The sequence below is a fragment of the Mesorhizobium subarcticum genome (assembly GCF_055456085.1).
The window spans coordinates 6,006,845-6,023,073 of sequence record NZ_CM144237.1 but is presented as its reverse complement, the minus strand read 5'-3'; the positions used below and the strand labels follow the sequence as shown (position 1 = coordinate 6,023,073).

The following is a 16,229-nucleotide window of genomic DNA, read 5'->3' as shown; positions in this document are numbered from 1 at the left end:
CCCCATGACCGAAATTTCAGCGAAACTCGACCCCGCTCTCATCGCCCGCTTCGCGGAGATAGTCGGTGACAAATACGCGCTGCGCGACGAGCATGACATCGCGCCCTACCTCATCGAGCGACGTGGGCTCTGGCACGGCGCGACGTCGCTGGTGCTGCGGCCGGGCAGTGTCGACGAGGTCAGCCGGATCATGCGGCTGGCGACCGAGACGGGAACGCCGATCGTGCCGCAAAGCGGCAACACCGGGCTTGTCGGTGCCCAGGTGCCTGACCGATCCGGCCGCGAGATCATCCTGTCGCTGTCGCGGCTGAATCGCATCCGCGAGATCGATGTCCTGTCGAACACTGTAACGGCAGAGGCCGGCGTCATCCTGCAGACGCTGCAGGAGGCAGCTGACGCCGCCGACCGGCTGTTTCCGCTGTCGCTCGCTGCGCAAGGCTCCTGCCAGATCGGCGGCAACCTCTCCTCCAATGCCGGCGGCACCGGCGTGTTGGCCTATGGCAATGCGCGCGAACTCTGCCTCGGAGTCGAAGTGGTGCTGCCGACCGGCGAGATCTTTGACGATCTGCGCAAGCTGAAGAAGGACAACACCGGCTACGATCTGAAGAACCTGTTCGTCGGCGCCGAAGGCACGCTCGGCATCATCACCGCCGCCGTGCTCAAACTGTTCCCGAAGCCAAAGGGGCGCGAGATCGCGTTTGTCGGCCTGTCGTCGCCGCAGGCTGCCCTTTCCCTGTTCTCGCTGGCCATGGATCGCGCCGGAGCCGCGCTCACCGCTTTCGAACTGATCGGCAAGCGTCCATATGATTTCACGCTTGCGCATGCCCAAGGCGTAACGCGGCCGCTGCTGGAGGATTGGCCCTGGTATGTGCTGATGCAGATTTCATCGGGACGTTCGCCGGAAGATTCGCGGGCGCTGATCGAGGATGTGCTCTCGGCGGGCCTCGAGCAGGAATTCGTCGGCGATGCCGTCATCGCAGCGAGCATCGGGCAAGGCGATGCCTTCTGGAATTTCCGCGAGCTGCTGCCTGAAGCGCAGAAACCGGAAGGCGCCTCGATCAAGCACGACATCTCGGTGCCGATCGCATCGATACCACGCTTCATCGAAGAGGCCGCCAGCGCGGTGGCGTCGGTGAGTGCCGGTGCCCGCGTGGTCTGCTTCGGCCATATGGGTGACGGCAACCTCCACTATAACATCTCACGGCCCGTCGATGGCGACGACGAAGCGTTTCTCGCCCTCTACCATCCCATGAACAAGGCGGTGCACGACGTGGTGCGCAGCCTGCACGGTTCGATCTCGGCAGAGCATGGTATCGGCCAGTTGAAGCGCGACGAACTGATCGCCACCGCGCCGCCGATGGCCATTGATCTGATGCGCAGGGTGAAGGCTGCCTTCGACCCCGCCGGCATCATGAATCCCGGTAAGGTTATCTGATCCTTTCAACATCTTGTGGTTGGTGGCATTCCGATAACCATCCCTGAGATCAGCAAAATTTAACCGACTTTCTTAAGCGCGGCGGTAAGGAGCCGGCGCTACTGTCTCCTCACAAGCGAGGCTGGAAAAACCGGCCCGGAGAGAACCGCACACCGGCTCTCAGGAGACAGACAGGAAGGCACTCTATGAACACCGGACTGAAGCCAGTCTGGGCGGGACGCAACATGCGCCTCGACCCATTCCGCCTGCCGCAAGTGGTGAGCTACGCCACGCGCGACGACTATGGCGACGTGACCTTCACCATTGATCAGCGCGGCGCTGTCATCCGCCGCCTCCTCGAGATGAGCGGCGTGCCGGCGATCATCGCTCTGCCCGCCAATGCGTTCCGCGGCGTTGCCGCCCGCGCCATGGAGGATCCGGAGGGCAACGTCACGGTGACCCTGGAACTCCTGCACAACGATCCGATGCTGTCGGTGCCGCTGCTGGTGGCCGACGACCTCGAGGATGTCGCCGCCGACTGGCGCGCCTGGGCTGATGCCTACCGCCTGCCGATGCTGCTGATCGAATCGGACGGCGTCGCCCGCACGCTTGAGGAATCACTTGGCGCCGCCATCAAGACGCTGCCGCCGCAGGATCGCCGCAAGGGCCGCGTTTCAACCACGCGCCGCCCGCGCTTCCTCGCCCGTCGCAGGGCCGGCAACCTTGGTCTCAGGCTGGTCATCGACGGCCAAGAGATCATTTCAAGGGATTGAGAAGCGGTCCGCGATAGCGGGCGAAAAGCCAAATGCTTGGCTTTTCGCGCTTCGAAAGCCCTGAGCCCGCGAAGGGCCCAGGGCATGGAAAAAGGCCGCTACACCAGCGGCTTCAGCGCCACCCAGACAGCGCCGCCGATCAGGCCAAGGAAGATCAGCCAGCCGACCTGGTTGTTCGACCGGAACAGCCGCAGGCATTGGTCCGGATCGTTGATATCTAGAACCGTGATCTGCCGGGCCATATGGGCGCCGGCGGCGATCAATCCAGCGAGCGCCACCACTGGTGCCTGCGCCGACGCGAAGGCGATGGCGAAGCAGATCAGCGTGCCGCCATAAAGACCTGCCAGCCACGCCTTGGTGTTGTCGCCGAACAGCCGCGCCGTCGAGCGCACGCCGACAATGGCGTCGTCTTCCTTGTCCTGATGCGCATAGATCGTGTCGTAGCCGATTACCCACAGGATCGAGCCGATATAGAGCATGATGGCGGGGCCATCGAGATCGCCGAACTCGACGGCCCAGCCCATCAGCGCGCCCCAGGAAAAGGCAAGGCCGAGAAACAATTGCGGCCAGTTGGTTATCCGCTTCATGAACGGATAGACGGCAACGATCGCCAGCGAACAGACGCCGAGCAGAATGGCGAAGCTGTTGAACTGTATGAGCACGGCAAGGCCGACCAGGGCCTGCAGGACAAGGAACAGCCAGGCCCGCCGGCGCGTGGTTTGGCCTGACGGCAGCGGGCGCGAGCGGGTGCGTTCGACCTGGTTGTCGATGCCCTCGTCGACGATGTCATTATAGGTGCAGCCGGCGCCGCGCATGGCGATGGCGCCGACCAGGAACAGCACGAGATACCATGGCGCCGGCAGCAGCGAGAGCAGCGGGTCGCCGGGGCGCGGATAGGCGCTCGCGGCGAGCGCGGCCGACCACCAGCACGGCCACAAAAGCAACTGCCAGCCGATCGGCCTGTCCCATCGCGCAAGCTGCGCATAGGGCCAAACCCAGTGCGGCAGCACGCGGTAGACCCAATGGCCATTCGGCGCATCGGCAACTCGGCCCTGGGCGGCTTTCGACTGGATGGGTTCCATGCCCATGGAGTGGCAGCAGCGATGGAAACCGTCAAGCGGCAAGCGGCTGACGGACGACCGCCACTTCGTCAGGAGGTGAAGATGTCGCGCTTGGAAAACCAGTCTTTCGCCGTCTCGACAAATGCGAGTGCCGCGTTCGACACGCGCTGATGCGTGTCATAGGTGAGGATGATCTGCTGCATTGGCAATGGATCCGACAGCGGCTTGCAGATCAGGGGCAGGCCGTCGTAGCTGTGGTCGCCGTGCGGCCGGGTGTAGCTGACCGCGACGCCAAAACCATTCGCCACCATGCTGCGCTGGAGTTCGAACGAGCTTGTCGCCCTGTCGGCCACTGGCGAGAGGCCGCGGCCGCGAAACAGGTCGAGCATGTGCTGCCAGCTCTGCGGCTGGTCGGTCGTGATCAGCGGGTAGGCGGCCAGATCCGCGAGGCTCACCTCGGGGCGGTCCGCCAGTGCGTGGCCTGCCGGCAACAGCGCATGCGGCCGCAGTTCGTGCAGCAGGATGCGGGCGAAATGCGACGGCAGGCCAAGATCGTAGCTGAGGCCAAGATCGATGGCTGCGTCCACCAGGCGCCGTCCGAGCGTCTCGAATGTCTCGTCACGAACGATGACATCGACGCTTGGATGGCGCTCGGAGAAAGCGCGGATGAGACCCGGCGCGAAGTAGGGCGCCAGATCCTCGAAACAGCCGAGCACCAGCTCGCCGCCGATTGCCGAATTGCCGGAACCGAGACTCATCAGCTCATCGGTCTCGGCAAGAACCTGTTTTGCCTTCGCCACGACGACACGGCCGAAGGAGGTCAGCGAAACACCGCTTCCGCGCTGGCGCACGAACAGTTTTTGGCCGAAATCCTTTTCGATCGCGTCTATCGCCACCGAAATCGACGGCTGCGAGATATTTAGAGCTCTTGCGGCACCGGTGACGCTGCCGTGGCGGGCCACGGCGACCAGATAGCGTAACTGGGTGAGGGTGAGACTCATAGTTTGCGCCTATGTGTCAGATGAGAAGTTATTATTTTACTGAATGAATTGATGTTGCGATAGTCGGGTCATTCCAAGAGGAGAACGCCATGGCTTCCCAAACCGCTACCCGTGCAATCAGAACCGACATCATCGACGCGGATACGATCGCCGACTACCAACGTGACGGCGCGGTCTGCATCCGCGGCGCCTTCAAGGGCTGGGTCGACACGATCGCCGCCGGCATCGAGCGCAACATGCAGGACCGCAGCGCCACGGCATCGGACATCGCCAATGGCAAGGGCAGTTTCTTCGACGATTACTGCAACTGGGAACGCATCCCCGAATTCGTCAAGGTGGTGCGCGAATCGCCGGCCGCGCAAATCGCGGCGGCGGTGATGCAGTCACACACCGCGCAGTTCTTCCATGATCACGTGCTGGTCAAGGAACCCGGCACGCAGAAGCCGACCCCCTGGCATCAGGACATCCCCTATTATTTCGTCGATGGCCAGCAGACGGTGAGCTTCTGGATCCCCATCGACCCGGTGAAGGAGGCGACGCTGCGGCTCATTGCCGGCTCGCACAAATGGGACAAGATGATCCTGCCGGTGCGCTGGCTCGACGACAGCAATTTCTATGCCGGCGAGGGCGATTATCTGCCGGTGCCGGATCCCGACAAGGACCCGTCGATGAAGGTTCTCGAATGGGAGATGGAGCCGGGCGACGCCATCCTGTTCGACTTCCGCACCGCGCACGGCGCGCGCGGCAACCCCACCGCGGCACGGCGCCGGGCGCTGTCGCTGCGCTGGGTCGGCGACGATGCCCATTATGTCGAGCGGCCCGGCCGCACCTCGCCGCCCTATCATGGCCATGGCATGCAGCCGGGCCAGAAACTGCGCGAGGACTGGTTCCCGGTGGTGTTTCCCGCCTAGATCGAGTTGCCAGAAAATCGGCGGCGATGGCCTCCGCCGATTTTCGGCTGGGATAACGTTCCCGTGCGCAATTCTTATCAAAACACCTTGATGCCTTGACCCACCGTCCAGAGAGAGCAATAGCGGGTTCTCTGCAAGGGACAGCATCAAGAGGTGGCCATGAACGTTCTTCTTCTCGGCTCCGGCGGCCGTGAACATGCGCTGGCTTGGAAGATCGCCGCCTCGCCGCTGCTGACCAAACTCTACGCGGCCCCCGGCAATCCGGGTATCGGCACCGAGGCCGAGCTGGCGAAGCTTGACATCACCGATCACGCCGCCGTCGCCTCCTTCTGCCGCGAGAAGAAAATCGACCTTGTCGTGGTCGGCCCGGAGGGACCGCTGGTTGCCGGCATCGCGGATGATTTGCGTGCCGAAGACATCCGCGTCTTCGGGCCCTCCAAGGCTGCAGCGCGGCTGGAAGGGTCGAAGGGTTTCACCAAGGACCTTTGCGCCCGATACAACATTCCGACCGCTGCCTATGGCCGTTTCGGCGACCTGGCCTCCGCGAAGGCCTATGTCGAAAAGACCGGCGCGCCGATCGTCATCAAGGCCGATGGGCTCGCCGCCGGCAAGGGTGTCACCGTCGCCATGACGCTGGACGAGGCGCGGGCGGCGCTCGATGCCTGTTTCGAGGGCTCCTTCGGCGCTGCCGGTGCGGAAGTGGTGATCGAGGAATTCATGACCGGCGAGGAGGCAAGCTTCTTCTGCCTCTGCGACGGCACCACAGCGCTTCCCTTCGGCACGGCGCAGGACCACAAACGCGTCGGCGATGGCGATGTCGGCCCCAACACCGGCGGCATGGGCGCCTATTCGCCGGCCCCGGTGATGACGCCGGAAATGATCGAGCGCACCATGCGCGAAATCATCGAGCCGACCATGCGCGGCATGGCCGAGCTTGGCGCACCTTTCGCCGGCATTCTCTTCGCCGGACTGATGATCACGGAAAAGGGACCGAAGCTGATCGAATACAACACCCGTTTCGGCGATCCGGAATGCCAGGTGCTGATGATGCGGCTCAGGGATGATCTGCTGGTGCTGCTCAACGCCGCCGTGGACGGTCAGCTGGCGCACACGTCCATACGCTGGCGCGACGAGGCGGCGCTCACCGTGGTGATGGCGGCGAGGGGCTATCCCGGCACGCCGGAAAAGGGATCGGTCATCCGTGGCGTTGAACAGGCGGCGGGCGACAGCGTTCAGATTTTCCATGCCGGCACTGCCATCAATGGCGGCGCGCTGGTCGCCAATGGCGGCCGCGTCCTCAATGTCACCGCGACCGGCGCCACGGTCGGCGAGGCGCAAAGCCGAGCCTATGCAGCGGTCGACCGGATCGACTGGCCGGACGGATTCTGCCGCCGCGACATCGGCTGGCAGGCTGTGGCGCGCGAACAGGCGAGCTGAAATTACGGCTGCTACCTACTGCTGGCCGTGATCGCTTTCGGTCGAAGCCGTGCTGACCGGGTCGGCCGCGGCAAAGGCAGCGTCGAGCTGCTCGGGGGAACGCTGCTCGGTCCGCTTCCAGGCGACATATTGGACAATACCGAAGCTTGGTCGCCGCGGCACCGTCTTTACGACCGGCATGCGGAAGCCGCCGCTGAATTTTGACCAGCGCGAACCCAGCACCGCGACCATTTCCTCGACGGTCGGCGGCGTTGCCACATCGGCATAGATGATGGTGGCCCTGCCGGCCAAGGCTGCTTCCCGCGAGATCGGCACCGGCACGCTGGCGAGATAATCTGATGGTACGTCGATCAGCCCGCCAAAGGGCCATTGCTGGCGTAGTGTGGCGGCATCGCTCGGCGCGACATTGACGTCGATATCGTCGGGTGTGCCAGCCACCCTGTAGGGGCAGCGGAAGCGACCGCAATTGGCCTGCGCCGAAAACTGCCAGAGCGCGTAGCCCTGCCAGTTGCCCATTGGAAAATGCACGTCGATGTCGGACTTGTAGCGCGCGTACCAAAGCGGCAACCGCGACAGGAGCCGGTATTTGTAGCGGTTGTCGGCGATGTATTGGGCCGTCTTGCCGTTGGTGTAGAGTACCGGGAAGCGGCCGATGCGCCGATGCACCTGGCGCACGAACTCCTCGGCATCGTCGAGCGACATCCATTGCGAGGGATCGTTGCCCTCGATGTCGAGCGCCATGAGATCGTCCGGCGCGGGATCGGCAAAATCGAGGAAATTGTTGGCCTGCTCGACTGGATTGCCGGGCCGGGCGAGGTGATAGGCGCCCCATTTCATGCCGAGCGCCTTTGCCACGACCCGGCGCGTCTGAAACAGCTCGCGCGTCACCGCATGGCGCTTCCACAACGCCTTACAGAGCTTAACCTCGGTGTCGCTGCCGAAACAGAAATAGGGCGGCGGCATGCCGTCGGACGCCTTGTTGATAAAGGCGACGACGCGCTTGTCGGTGGCGATCTGAGCCCAGTCGATGGAATTGTATTCATACGCGTCGACGACCAGAGCACGGTCGGCGTTCTTCCACGGCTCGGAAAAATCCGAAGCCTTTGCCGAAGTCGACAGCGCAATAGTCGCCGCAAAAGCGAGAAGCGCTGTGCGGCGAGGGAGGCGCGTCGTCCTTTTCAAAACAGGGAATCCCCGTTGATCAAAGGCAAATGCTGAACCGCTATGGTTAAGGAAGTGCTTCTCTTGGGCGGTGTCTGTGATGTCAGCGCCGGGTGAATGGCTGGAATTCGAACGGGTCGGGGGCAGGCTCTTGCTGCAGCGTGCCTTCGGCGGCGCGCTTGCGGTGGTGGGCGAGGGAGCATTGCGGCGAGCACAATATGCCGCGATCCGACCAGTAGGCCGCACCGTGTTCCAACTGGCCGCCATGATGCCAGAACCCCGTTGCCCGGTAGGGCAAGCCGCATTCGATGCAGCGATAGGCGTCAGGTCTGGCGAGCATGGGTTTGGTTCCGGTCAGCTTGTTCTGGTCTGTCGCCGGTCGGCTCATGCGGCGTCGACCGAATTTAATACAGGCCGGCGCGATTGCAAAATCCGCGTGACAAAATTTGACGTTTACGTAAAAAGAAGATGGGAGATCGCCGAAAGGCGGATGGTTTTGTAGCTCCGCCAGCCATACGGTCGGTAGGCGGAAGCTGAGGAGGAACGCGGCATGTATCGGGCACCGGTCGAGGATATTGCATTCACACTCAAGCACGTGGCCGGCATGAAATCCGCCCTCGATGCCGGCACGTTTGGCGATCTCGGCGAGGATCTGGTCGACGCCGTCCTTGGCGAGGCCGGCCGTTTCGCCACCGAGGAGGTGGCGCCGCTCTACAAGATCGGCGACGAACACGGTGCGGTGCTGAAGGGCGCTGCCGTCACCACGCCGCCCGGCTGGAAGGAACTCTATCGCCGCTGGATCGATGGCGGCTGGAACGCGCTCTCCGGGCCCGAAGAATACGGCGGCCAGGCGCTGCCGACGATGCTGGGCGTCGCCGCCCTCGAAATGTGGAATTCGGCCGCCATGGCCTTCGGTATCGGCCCGACGCTGACCATGGGCGCGGTCGAAGCGCTCGACAAGCACGCCTCCGAAGACCTCAAGGCCAAGTATCTCGCAAAGCTCGTCTCCGGCGAATGGATGGGCACGATGAACCTGACCGAGCCGCAGGCCGGCTCCGATCTCGCTGCCTTGCGCGCCCGCGCCGAGCCGGCCGGCGACGGCACCTACCGCATTTTCGGTCAGAAGATCTTCATCACCTATGGCGAGCACGATTTTACCGACAACATCATCCATCTGGTGCTGGCGCGGCTGCCGGACGCGCCGGTCGGCACGCGGGGCATCTCGCTGTTCCTGGTGCCGAAATTCCTGGTCGGCGACGACGGCTCGCTCGGTGCCCGCAACGACGTCTTCTGTTCCGGGCTGGAGCACAAGCTCGGCATTCACGCCTCACCGACCTGCACCATGATCTATGGCGATGGTTTCCAGGGCGCCAAGTCCGGCGCCATCGGCTGGCTGATCGGCGAGGAGAACAAGGGTCTCGCCTGCATGTTCACGATGATGAACAATGCGCGGCTTTGCGTCGGCATGCAGGGGGTCGCGGTCGCGGAGGCCGCGACGCAGAAGGCGATCGCCTATGCCAATGACCGCCGCCAAGGCAAGGCGGCGGACTACGCTGGCGCCGGCATGGCGCCGATCGTCCATCACCCTGATGTGCAGCGCAATCTCCTGACCATGAAGGCGTTGACGCAGATCGCGCGGGCGATCAGCTATTCCTGTGCCCACGCCATCGACATGGCACGGGTTTCGGATGGTGAACAGGCTGTGCATTGGCGCGACCGGGCCAATCTGTTGACGCCGCTGGCCAAGGCGTTTTCGACCGATGTCGGCGTCGAAGTGGCTTCGCTTGGCGTCCAGGTGCATGGCGGTATGGGTTTTATCGAGGAAACAGGGGCGGCAGCCTTCTATCGCGATGCCCGCATCGCGCCGATCTATGAGGGCACCAACGGCATCCAGGCGATCGATCTGGTCACCCGCAAGCTGCCGCTCGGCGGCGAGCATGTGCATGGCTTCATCGACGAATTGGCCGCGGTCGCCAATGCCGTGCGCACCTCCAACCTGCAAGGTTTCGGCCGCACCGCCGATGCGCTCGACGCAGCCCTCGGCGACCTGACGCAAGCAACGCGTTTCCTGCAAAAACTTTCGGCCGACGGTCGGGTGGAGGAGGTGCTGGCGGGCGCGACGCCGTATCTCAGGCTGATCTCGCTTGCCGCCGGTGGCGCCTATCTGGCGCGCGGCGCTCTTGCCGACCAAGGCCGCATCGCCCTTTGCCGCTTCTTCGCCGAAAACCTGCTCGGCGACGCGAGTGCCTTGAAGGCGCGCGTTGTCGACGGCGCCGAGAGCCTCGCTGTCGCCGGCAAAACCCTGATTTCAGCCTGACGCCACAAGGAAAAGACCGTGACAGACCATATCCTCGTCGAGCGCCAGGGCGCCATCCAGATCATCCGCCTGAACCGTCCGGACAAGAAGAACGCCTTGACCCGCGCCATGTATGCCAAGATGTCGACGGCTCTTGCCGAAGGCGACGCCGATCCGGCGATCCGCGTCCATGTAGTTCTGGGCGTCCCCGGCGCCTTCTCCTCCGGCAACGACCTTGCCGACTTCATGGTTGTCGCCACGGGCGGCGATGGCGGCACGGAAGTTTGGGATTTTCTGATGGCGCTGGCCCGGGTCGAAAAGCCCATCGTCTCCGGCGTCGACGGCATCGCTGTTGGCATCGGCACCACGATCAACCTGCATTGCGACCTGACCTTCGCCACGCCGCGCACCGTGTTCAGGACGCCTTTCGTCGATCTCGGCCTTGTGCCCGAAGCGGGATCCAGCCTTCTGGCGCCGCGCATCTTGGGGCAGCAAGGTGCTTTCGCCCTGCTCGGCCTTGGCGAAGGCTTCTCCGCCGAGCGCGCGAAGGCCGCTGGGCTGATCTATGAGGTGGTCGAGGAGGGCGCTCTGGAGGCTTCGGTGCTGGCGGCCGCTGGCCAGATCGCGGCCAAGCCGCCGCAAGCGCTGAAGATCGCGCGCGATCTCATGCGTGGCTCGCGCGACGACCTCGTTGCCCGCATCGGCGAGGAAAGCAAACATTTTCGTGAGCGGCTGAAGTCGGACGAGGCGCGCGCGGCGCTCACCGCGTTCATGACCAGAAAGAAGTCCTGAGATCTTTCAGGGATAAAGCCGCGTCTTGTCCCAACCGCCTTTCGCATCGCGGGAAAAGACCACCCGATCATGCAGCCGGAACGGACGATCGTGCCAGAACTCGATCGTCTGCGGCACGATGCGGAAGCCCGACCAGTGCTTCGGTCGCGGAATCTCGCCGATCGCATGGCGTGCCGTGTATTCGGCCACCGCCTTCTCCAGCGCGAAGCGGCTTTCCAGCGGCCGCGACTGTTTCGAGGCCCAGGCGCCGATGCGGCTGCCGCGCGGGCGCGTCGCATAATAGGCATCCGCTTCCGCGTCGCTTACAATCTCCACCGGACCGCGAATGCGCACTTGCCGGCGCAGTGATTTCCAGTGGAAACACATCGCCGCCTTCATGCTGCCCAGAATTTCCTGACCCTTGGCGCTCTCGAAATTCGTGTAGAACACAAAGCCGGCTTCATCGAACCCCTTGAGCAGCACCATCCGCACATCCGGCATGCCTTCGGCATCGACGGTTGCCAGCGCCACGCCATTGGCGTCATTGATTTCGCTCTTGGTGGCGTCGTTCAGCCATGCGGCAAAGAGACGAAACGGCTCGCCCGCTTCGGTAAAGTCACTGGTTGTTAACTCGGTGTCACTCATAGTTTTTCTCAAATTGTCACGAAATCAGGGAGGTTGCCGATTGTCGCGTATCGCGCAAGCTTTTGACAGCAGGCAATGGGGCCTTATCGCTTCGGCCAGCGCGAAAGCCGCGATCATGTCCATTGCCCTGCCGCTTGTAGGTTGCGGCGCGGGTGGCTTCAGCCTGGAAAAGGCCGAAGTCGACCGCTCGATCCTGACAAGTAGCACGCAGGCTTCGGTAGCACCTTCCGATTCGGATCGCGACTCCGACCAGACGACGATCGGCAACGCAGTATCCTCCGCCGACATCGAACAGCTCAGTGGCCAGGCCGTGCCGTGGGCGAATGCCGGCACCGGCTCACGCGGCTCCATCACCGAACTGGCGGAGTTGAAGGACAGGGGCCAGACCTGCCGCCGCTTCAAGGCCTCGCGAGAGAGCTTTGACGGCGTCGCCATGTTCGAGGGCGAACTCTGCCTTGCCAATGCCGGCGGCTGGCGCATGCAGGGCTTCAAGGCGCTCTGATTTTCCGGTTTTGATATGACAGTCCACTACTGGAATTTCTTCCTATGCGAGCGCATATAGGAGGCAAGTATGGACTCAACTCATTTCCAGGGCAGGACGCATGCGCGACCCGTATGAGGTGCTGGGCGTTGCAAAGAACGCATCGGCCAAGGATATAAAATCGGCATACCGGAAACTTGCCAAGAAGCATCATCCCGACCAGAATCCGGATGATCCCAAGGCGAAGGACCGTTTTGCCGCGGCCAACCAGGCCTATGAGGTCGTCGGCGACGAGAAGAATCGTGCCGCCTTCGATCGCGGCGAGATCGACGCCGACGGCAAGCCGCGTTTCCAGGGTTTTGAGGGCGCTGCCGGTGGCGGCGATCCCTTCGGCGGGTTTCGCCGCCAGCAAGGCGCCGGCGGTTCGCGATTCGAATTTCGTTCCGGCCGCCCCAGTGGCGATCCGTTCGACGGCAACAGCGATATCTTCAGCCAGATTTTCGGCGACGCCTTTGCGGGCGCGCGCGGTGCAGGCGCTGGCGATCGTCGCCAGCCCGCGACGGCTGCCGATCTGAACGTCACGCTCGACGTCACCATCGAGGAGGCGGCGACCGCCGAAAAGGTGACGGCGATGTTCCCGGATGGCCGCAAGGTGGCCGTCAAACTGCCGGCCTTTGTCGAGGACGGCCAGACCATCCGGCTGAAGGGCCAGGGCGAACAGGGGCCGGGCCAGCCGGGCGATGCGCTGGTCAAGATCCATATCCGCCGGCATCCGCGCTACCGCATCGAGGGCCGCGACCTGCATGCCGACCTGCCGGTGGCGCTGGCGGATGCGGTGCTGGGCGCCAAGGTGCCGGTCGAGACTCCGACCGGCAAGCTTGCCGTCAACGTTCCGGCCTGGTCGAGTTCCGACAAGGTGCTGCGGCTGAAAGGCAGGGGTCTGCCGGAGAAAGCCGGCGGCCATGGCGATCTCTATGCCCATGTGCGCATCATGCTGCCGGAAGGCGGGGATTCAGCACTCGAGGCCCTGCTGCGTGCCAAAAAGGTTGATTGACGGCTCTTGTCCCCCGAACTGTCCGGTTTGAGCGCTTGAAGGGGCTTTGTGCCTGTGCGATAGGCACTTCACAAAGCAGAAACCTTGCGGAGAGCGCTGACATGGCGGGTGGACAGGGCCTAATGGCCGGCAAGCGCGGCCTTATTCTTGGCGTCGCGAACAACAGATCGATTGCCTACGGCATCGCCAAGTCGTGCGTCGATCATGGCGCCGAAATCGCGCTGACCTATCAGGGCGAGGCGTTCAAGAAGCGCGTCGAGCCGTTGGCGGCGGAACTGGGCGCCTTTGTCGCCGGCCATTGCGACGTCACCGATCCGGCGAGCCTTGACGAGGTTTTCGCCAATGTCGCCAAGCATTGGGGGGCAAGCTCGACTTCCTCGTCCATGCCATCGCTTTTTCCGACAAGGACGAGCTGACCGGCCGCTATGTCGAGACGACGCGTGACAACTTCCTGCGCACCATGGACATTTCGGTCTATTCCTTCACCACCATCGCCAAGCGTGCCGAGGCGCTGATGACCGATGGCGGTTCGCTTTTGACGCTCACCTATTACGGCGCCGAGAAGGTGATGCCGCACTACAACGTCATGGGTGTCGCCAAGGCGGCGCTCGAAGCCAGCGTGCGCTACCTCGCCGTCGATCTCGGCGGCAAGAAGATCCGCGTCAACGCCATCTCCGCCGGCCCGATCAAGACGCTGGCCGCCTCCGGAATCGGCGACTTCCGCTACATCCTGAAGTGGAACGAGTACAATTCGCCGCTGAAGCAGACTGTCACCCAGGAAGAGGTCGGTGATTCCGGCGTCTATTTCCTGTCCGACCTGTCGCGTGGCGTCACTGGCGAAGTGCATCATGTCGATTCCGGCTATCACGTTGTCGGCATGAAGGCGGTCGATGCGCCTGATATTTCGACGGTCAAGGAATAGTTTCCCCTAGCCATCCTTCGCCCAGGCCCAGGCCCGACCCCGGAAGACCTGATGTATACGCTGGTTTATATCGTGCGCCACGGCCAGACCGCGTGGAACGCCGAATTCCGGCTTCAGGGCCAGGCCGACACCGATCTCAATCTCCTTGGCCGCGAACAGGCGACGGGAAACGGACAGCGTCTCGCCGAGCTGGTCCACAACCCGGGGGATTTCGACTTTGTTGCCAGCCCGATGCGGCGGACGCGCGAGACGATGGAGCGCATCCGCGCCGCCATGAAACTCAATCCGCTTCGCTATCGAACCGATATCAGGCTCATTGAAGTCAATTTCGGTGACTGGCAGAGTTTCACCTTTGCCGAACTCGAAACGCAGTCACCCGGGGCAAGCCGGTCGCGCGCGCTCGACAAATGGAACTTTCAACCGCCCGGCGATGGCGCGGAAAGCTACCAGATGCTGCTCGAACGGGTAAAGCCCTGCTTCGATGAGATGCAGCGCAGGACAATCTGCGTAACCCATGGCGGGGTCATCCGCGCCTTGTTTCGCTTTGTGCTGGACATGGCCGAAGAGGAAGCCGCGAACCTCGATGTACCCCAGGATCGCGTGCTCAAGCTCGAAGGCAAGACCCTGGAGTGGCTTTAGGTCGCCCACGGCCGAAATCGGGTAGGACACGGCTGGGTCGGCTCGGCGGAATGTCGAACCGACAGCACGTATCTAATTTGGGTCGGAAGCTTTAGTTGGTGTCGCCGTCCGGCAACTGCATGTCGGTGATGACGTTTTCGCCATTGGTCACGTCATAGGCGATGACGATGTCCATGCCCGGCTTCAGCGCGTCGAGATCGGTCTCGGCGTTCAGCTTGTAGGATTTGCCGTCGTCCAGCGTCAGCGTCAGTGCGTCCTTGTCGACCTTCTTGATCAGACCTTCGGTCTGGCCGGCGAAAGCGGCGGTGGTAAGCAGAAGCGTGGCGGCAACAGCGCCAATCAGGGTACGCATATTCGTCCTCTTTGGTCATTGCGCCGGCACTGTGGCGGCGGATCCTCAACGGCGGATGGAAGAAAGCAGAAACCAGCCGAATGTGTCAAAACTTAAACGGCAGGGATGACAGTTTGACCACTGCAAAAAACGCCAATAGAAGGCAGGCTTCACCCGGCTCCGCTGCCGGGCAGGGCGCTTTTCCATGTCTCACAACACGTTCGGCCATCTTTTCCGCGTCACCACCTGGGGCGAAAGCCACGGCGCAGCACTCGGCTGCGTGGTCGATGGCTGCCCGCCCGGCATCCGCTTCACGCGTGACGAAATCCAGGCCGAACTCGACAAGCGCCGGCCGGGCCAGTCGCGCTTCGTCACCCAGCGCCGCGAGCCCGACGAGGTAAAGGTGCTGTCGGGCTTCGTGTTTGACGAGGACGGCGAAACGATGATCACCACCGGCACGCCGGTCTCGATGCTGATCGAAAATGTCGATCAGCGCTCGAAGGACTATGGCGAGATCGCCCGCCAGTACCGGCCGGGCCATGCCGACTACAGCTATGACGTCAAATACGGCATACGCGATTATCGCGGCGGCGGCCGCTCCTCGGCTCGCGAGACCGCCGCGCGGGTGGCAGCCGGTGCCCTGGCGCGCAAGGTGGTGCCGGGCATGGTGGTGCGCGGCGCGCTGGTGTCGATGGGCGAAAAACGAATAGATCGCGCCAACTGGAACTGGAATTTCATCGGCGATGCGGAAAATCCGTTCTTCACCCCCGATCCCGCTTCCGTGCCCGTCTTCACCAAATATCTCGACGGTATCCGCAAGGCAGGCTCATCTGTCGGTGCCGTCATCGAGATCGTCGCCGATGGCGTTCCGCCGGGCCTCGGCGCCCCGATCTATGCCAAGCTCGACCAGGACATTGCGTCGGGCCTGATGTCGATCAACGCTGTCAAGGGCGTCGAGATCGGCAATGGTTTCGAGGCAGCCCACATCACCGGCGAGCAGAATGCCGACGAGATGCGGATGGGCAATGACGGCAAGCCGGTGTTCCTGTCCAACAATGCCGGCGGCATCCTCGGCGGTATCTCTACTGGCCAGGCGATTATCGCCCGCTTCGCCGTCAAGCCGACCTCGTCGATCCTGACGCCGCGAAAATCGATCGACAAGGATGGCCACGACGTCGAGGTGATGACCAAGGGCCGCCACGACCCCTGTGTCGGCATCCGCGCCGTGCCGATCGGCGAGGCGATGGTTGCCTGCGCCATTGCCGATCATTACCTGCGGCATCGCGGACAGACGGGGAAGGGAGGGGAATAGGGTAGTAGGGCAGTATGCTA

General features: G+C 63.2%; 16 protein-coding genes and 1 pseudogene. 11 read left to right on the top strand and 6 right to left on the bottom strand.

Annotation, left to right across the window (positions count from 1 at the left end):
* Positions 1–4: 4 nt before the first annotated feature.
* The gene (locus tag ACZYHG_RS29545; RefSeq protein ID WP_464611577.1) at positions 5–1,435 is read left to right on the top strand and encodes an FAD-binding oxidoreductase; all 1,431 of its coding nucleotides are present in this window, start codon (positions 5–7) and stop codon (positions 1,433–1,435) included.
* A gap of 185 nt (positions 1,436–1,620) precedes the next feature.
* Positions 1,621–2,187, top strand: a complete 567-nt coding sequence (locus tag ACZYHG_RS29540; RefSeq protein ID WP_027034193.1) for a DUF6101 family protein — start codon at positions 1,621–1,623, stop codon at positions 2,185–2,187.
* A 98-nt stretch (positions 2,188–2,285) separates the two neighbouring features.
* On the opposite strand, the gene ubiA is transcribed toward ACZYHG_RS29540, so the two are convergent.
* Together ubiA and ACZYHG_RS29530 are read right to left on the bottom strand one after the other, a co-directional pair.
* Positions 2,286–3,269, bottom strand: a complete 984-nt coding sequence (gene ubiA, locus ACZYHG_RS29535; protein WP_464614818.1) for a 4-hydroxybenzoate octaprenyltransferase — start codon at positions 3,267–3,269, stop codon at positions 2,286–2,288.
* A 68-nt stretch (positions 3,270–3,337) separates the two neighbouring features.
* Complete coding sequence (locus ACZYHG_RS29530) at positions 3,338–4,249, bottom strand: LysR substrate-binding domain-containing protein (protein WP_464611576.1); 912 nt, start codon at positions 4,247–4,249, stop codon at positions 3,338–3,340.
* Positions 4,250–4,338: 89 nt separating this feature from the next.
* Here ACZYHG_RS29530 and ACZYHG_RS29525 point away from each other — a divergent pair, with 89 nt between their 5' ends.
* On the top strand, positions 4,339–5,160 hold the full coding sequence (locus tag ACZYHG_RS29525; RefSeq protein ID WP_464611575.1) for a phytanoyl-CoA dioxygenase family protein: 822 nt from the start codon (positions 4,339–4,341) through the stop codon (positions 5,158–5,160).
* Positions 5,161–5,319: 159 nt separating this feature from the next.
* The gene (gene purD / locus ACZYHG_RS29520; protein ID WP_464611574.1) at positions 5,320–6,597 is read left to right on the top strand and encodes a phosphoribosylamine--glycine ligase; all 1,278 of its coding nucleotides are present in this window, start codon (positions 5,320–5,322) and stop codon (positions 6,595–6,597) included.
* Positions 6,598–6,612: 15 nt separating this feature from the next.
* On the opposite strand, the gene ACZYHG_RS29515 is transcribed toward purD, so the two are convergent.
* Together ACZYHG_RS29515 and ACZYHG_RS29510 are read right to left on the bottom strand one after the other, a co-directional pair.
* Positions 6,613–7,779, bottom strand: a complete 1,167-nt coding sequence (locus tag ACZYHG_RS29515) for a glycoside hydrolase family 25 protein (RefSeq protein WP_464611573.1) — start codon at positions 7,777–7,779, stop codon at positions 6,613–6,615.
* Positions 7,780–7,861: 82 nt separating this feature from the next.
* Positions 7,862–8,098, bottom strand: a complete 237-nt coding sequence (locus tag ACZYHG_RS29510) for a hypothetical protein (RefSeq protein ID WP_464611572.1) — start codon at positions 8,096–8,098, stop codon at positions 7,862–7,864.
* Positions 8,099–8,308: 210 nt separating this feature from the next.
* Here ACZYHG_RS29510 and ACZYHG_RS29505 point away from each other — a divergent pair, with 210 nt between their 5' ends.
* Entirely contained in the window at positions 8,309–10,075 is a 1,767-nt protein-coding gene (locus tag ACZYHG_RS29505) for an acyl-CoA dehydrogenase (RefSeq protein WP_464611571.1), read from the top strand.
* 18 nt (positions 10,076–10,093) lie between these two features.
* Positions 10,094–10,846, top strand: coding sequence for a crotonase/enoyl-CoA hydratase family protein (locus ACZYHG_RS29500; protein ID WP_464611570.1), 753 nt, complete (start codon positions 10,094–10,096; stop codon positions 10,844–10,846).
* A gap of 6 nt (positions 10,847–10,852) precedes the next feature.
* Here the strand turns inward: ACZYHG_RS29500 and pdxH are convergent, their stop codons facing one another.
* Positions 10,853–11,470: a pyridoxamine 5'-phosphate oxidase gene (gene pdxH, locus ACZYHG_RS29495; RefSeq protein ID WP_464611569.1), complete on the bottom strand. Its 618-nt coding sequence runs from the start codon at positions 11,468–11,470 to the stop codon at positions 10,853–10,855.
* 40 nt (positions 11,471–11,510) lie between these two features.
* Between pdxH and ACZYHG_RS29490 the strand changes: the two genes are divergently transcribed.
* The 4 genes and pseudogenes from ACZYHG_RS29490 (at position 11,511) to ACZYHG_RS29475 (ending at position 14,566) form a co-directional block, all read left to right on the top strand.
* Positions 11,511–11,972: an RT0821/Lpp0805 family surface protein gene (locus ACZYHG_RS29490; protein WP_464611568.1), complete on the top strand. Its 462-nt coding sequence runs from the start codon at positions 11,511–11,513 to the stop codon at positions 11,970–11,972.
* Between the two features lie 100 nt (positions 11,973–12,072).
* On the top strand, positions 12,073–13,005 hold the full coding sequence (locus ACZYHG_RS29485) for a DnaJ C-terminal domain-containing protein (protein WP_464611567.1): 933 nt from the start codon (positions 12,073–12,075) through the stop codon (positions 13,003–13,005).
* Between the two features lie 101 nt (positions 13,006–13,106).
* Positions 13,107–13,927 (top strand): annotated as a pseudogene (fabI, locus tag ACZYHG_RS29480) (enoyl-ACP reductase FabI).
* 51 nt (positions 13,928–13,978) lie between these two features.
* On the top strand, positions 13,979–14,566 hold the full coding sequence (locus ACZYHG_RS29475) for a histidine phosphatase family protein (RefSeq protein ID WP_464611566.1): 588 nt from the start codon (positions 13,979–13,981) through the stop codon (positions 14,564–14,566).
* Positions 14,567–14,657: 91 nt separating this feature from the next.
* Here ACZYHG_RS29475 and ACZYHG_RS29470 read toward each other — a convergent pair whose 3' ends face one another.
* On the bottom strand, positions 14,658–14,918 hold the full coding sequence (locus ACZYHG_RS29470) for a DUF1344 domain-containing protein (RefSeq protein ID WP_464611565.1): 261 nt from the start codon (positions 14,916–14,918) through the stop codon (positions 14,658–14,660).
* A gap of 184 nt (positions 14,919–15,102) precedes the next feature.
* Between ACZYHG_RS29470 and aroC the strand changes: the two genes are divergently transcribed.
* Entirely contained in the window at positions 15,103–16,209 is a 1,107-nt protein-coding gene (gene aroC, locus ACZYHG_RS29465) for a chorismate synthase (RefSeq protein ID WP_464611564.1), read from the top strand.
* Positions 16,210–16,229 lie beyond the last annotated feature (20 nt).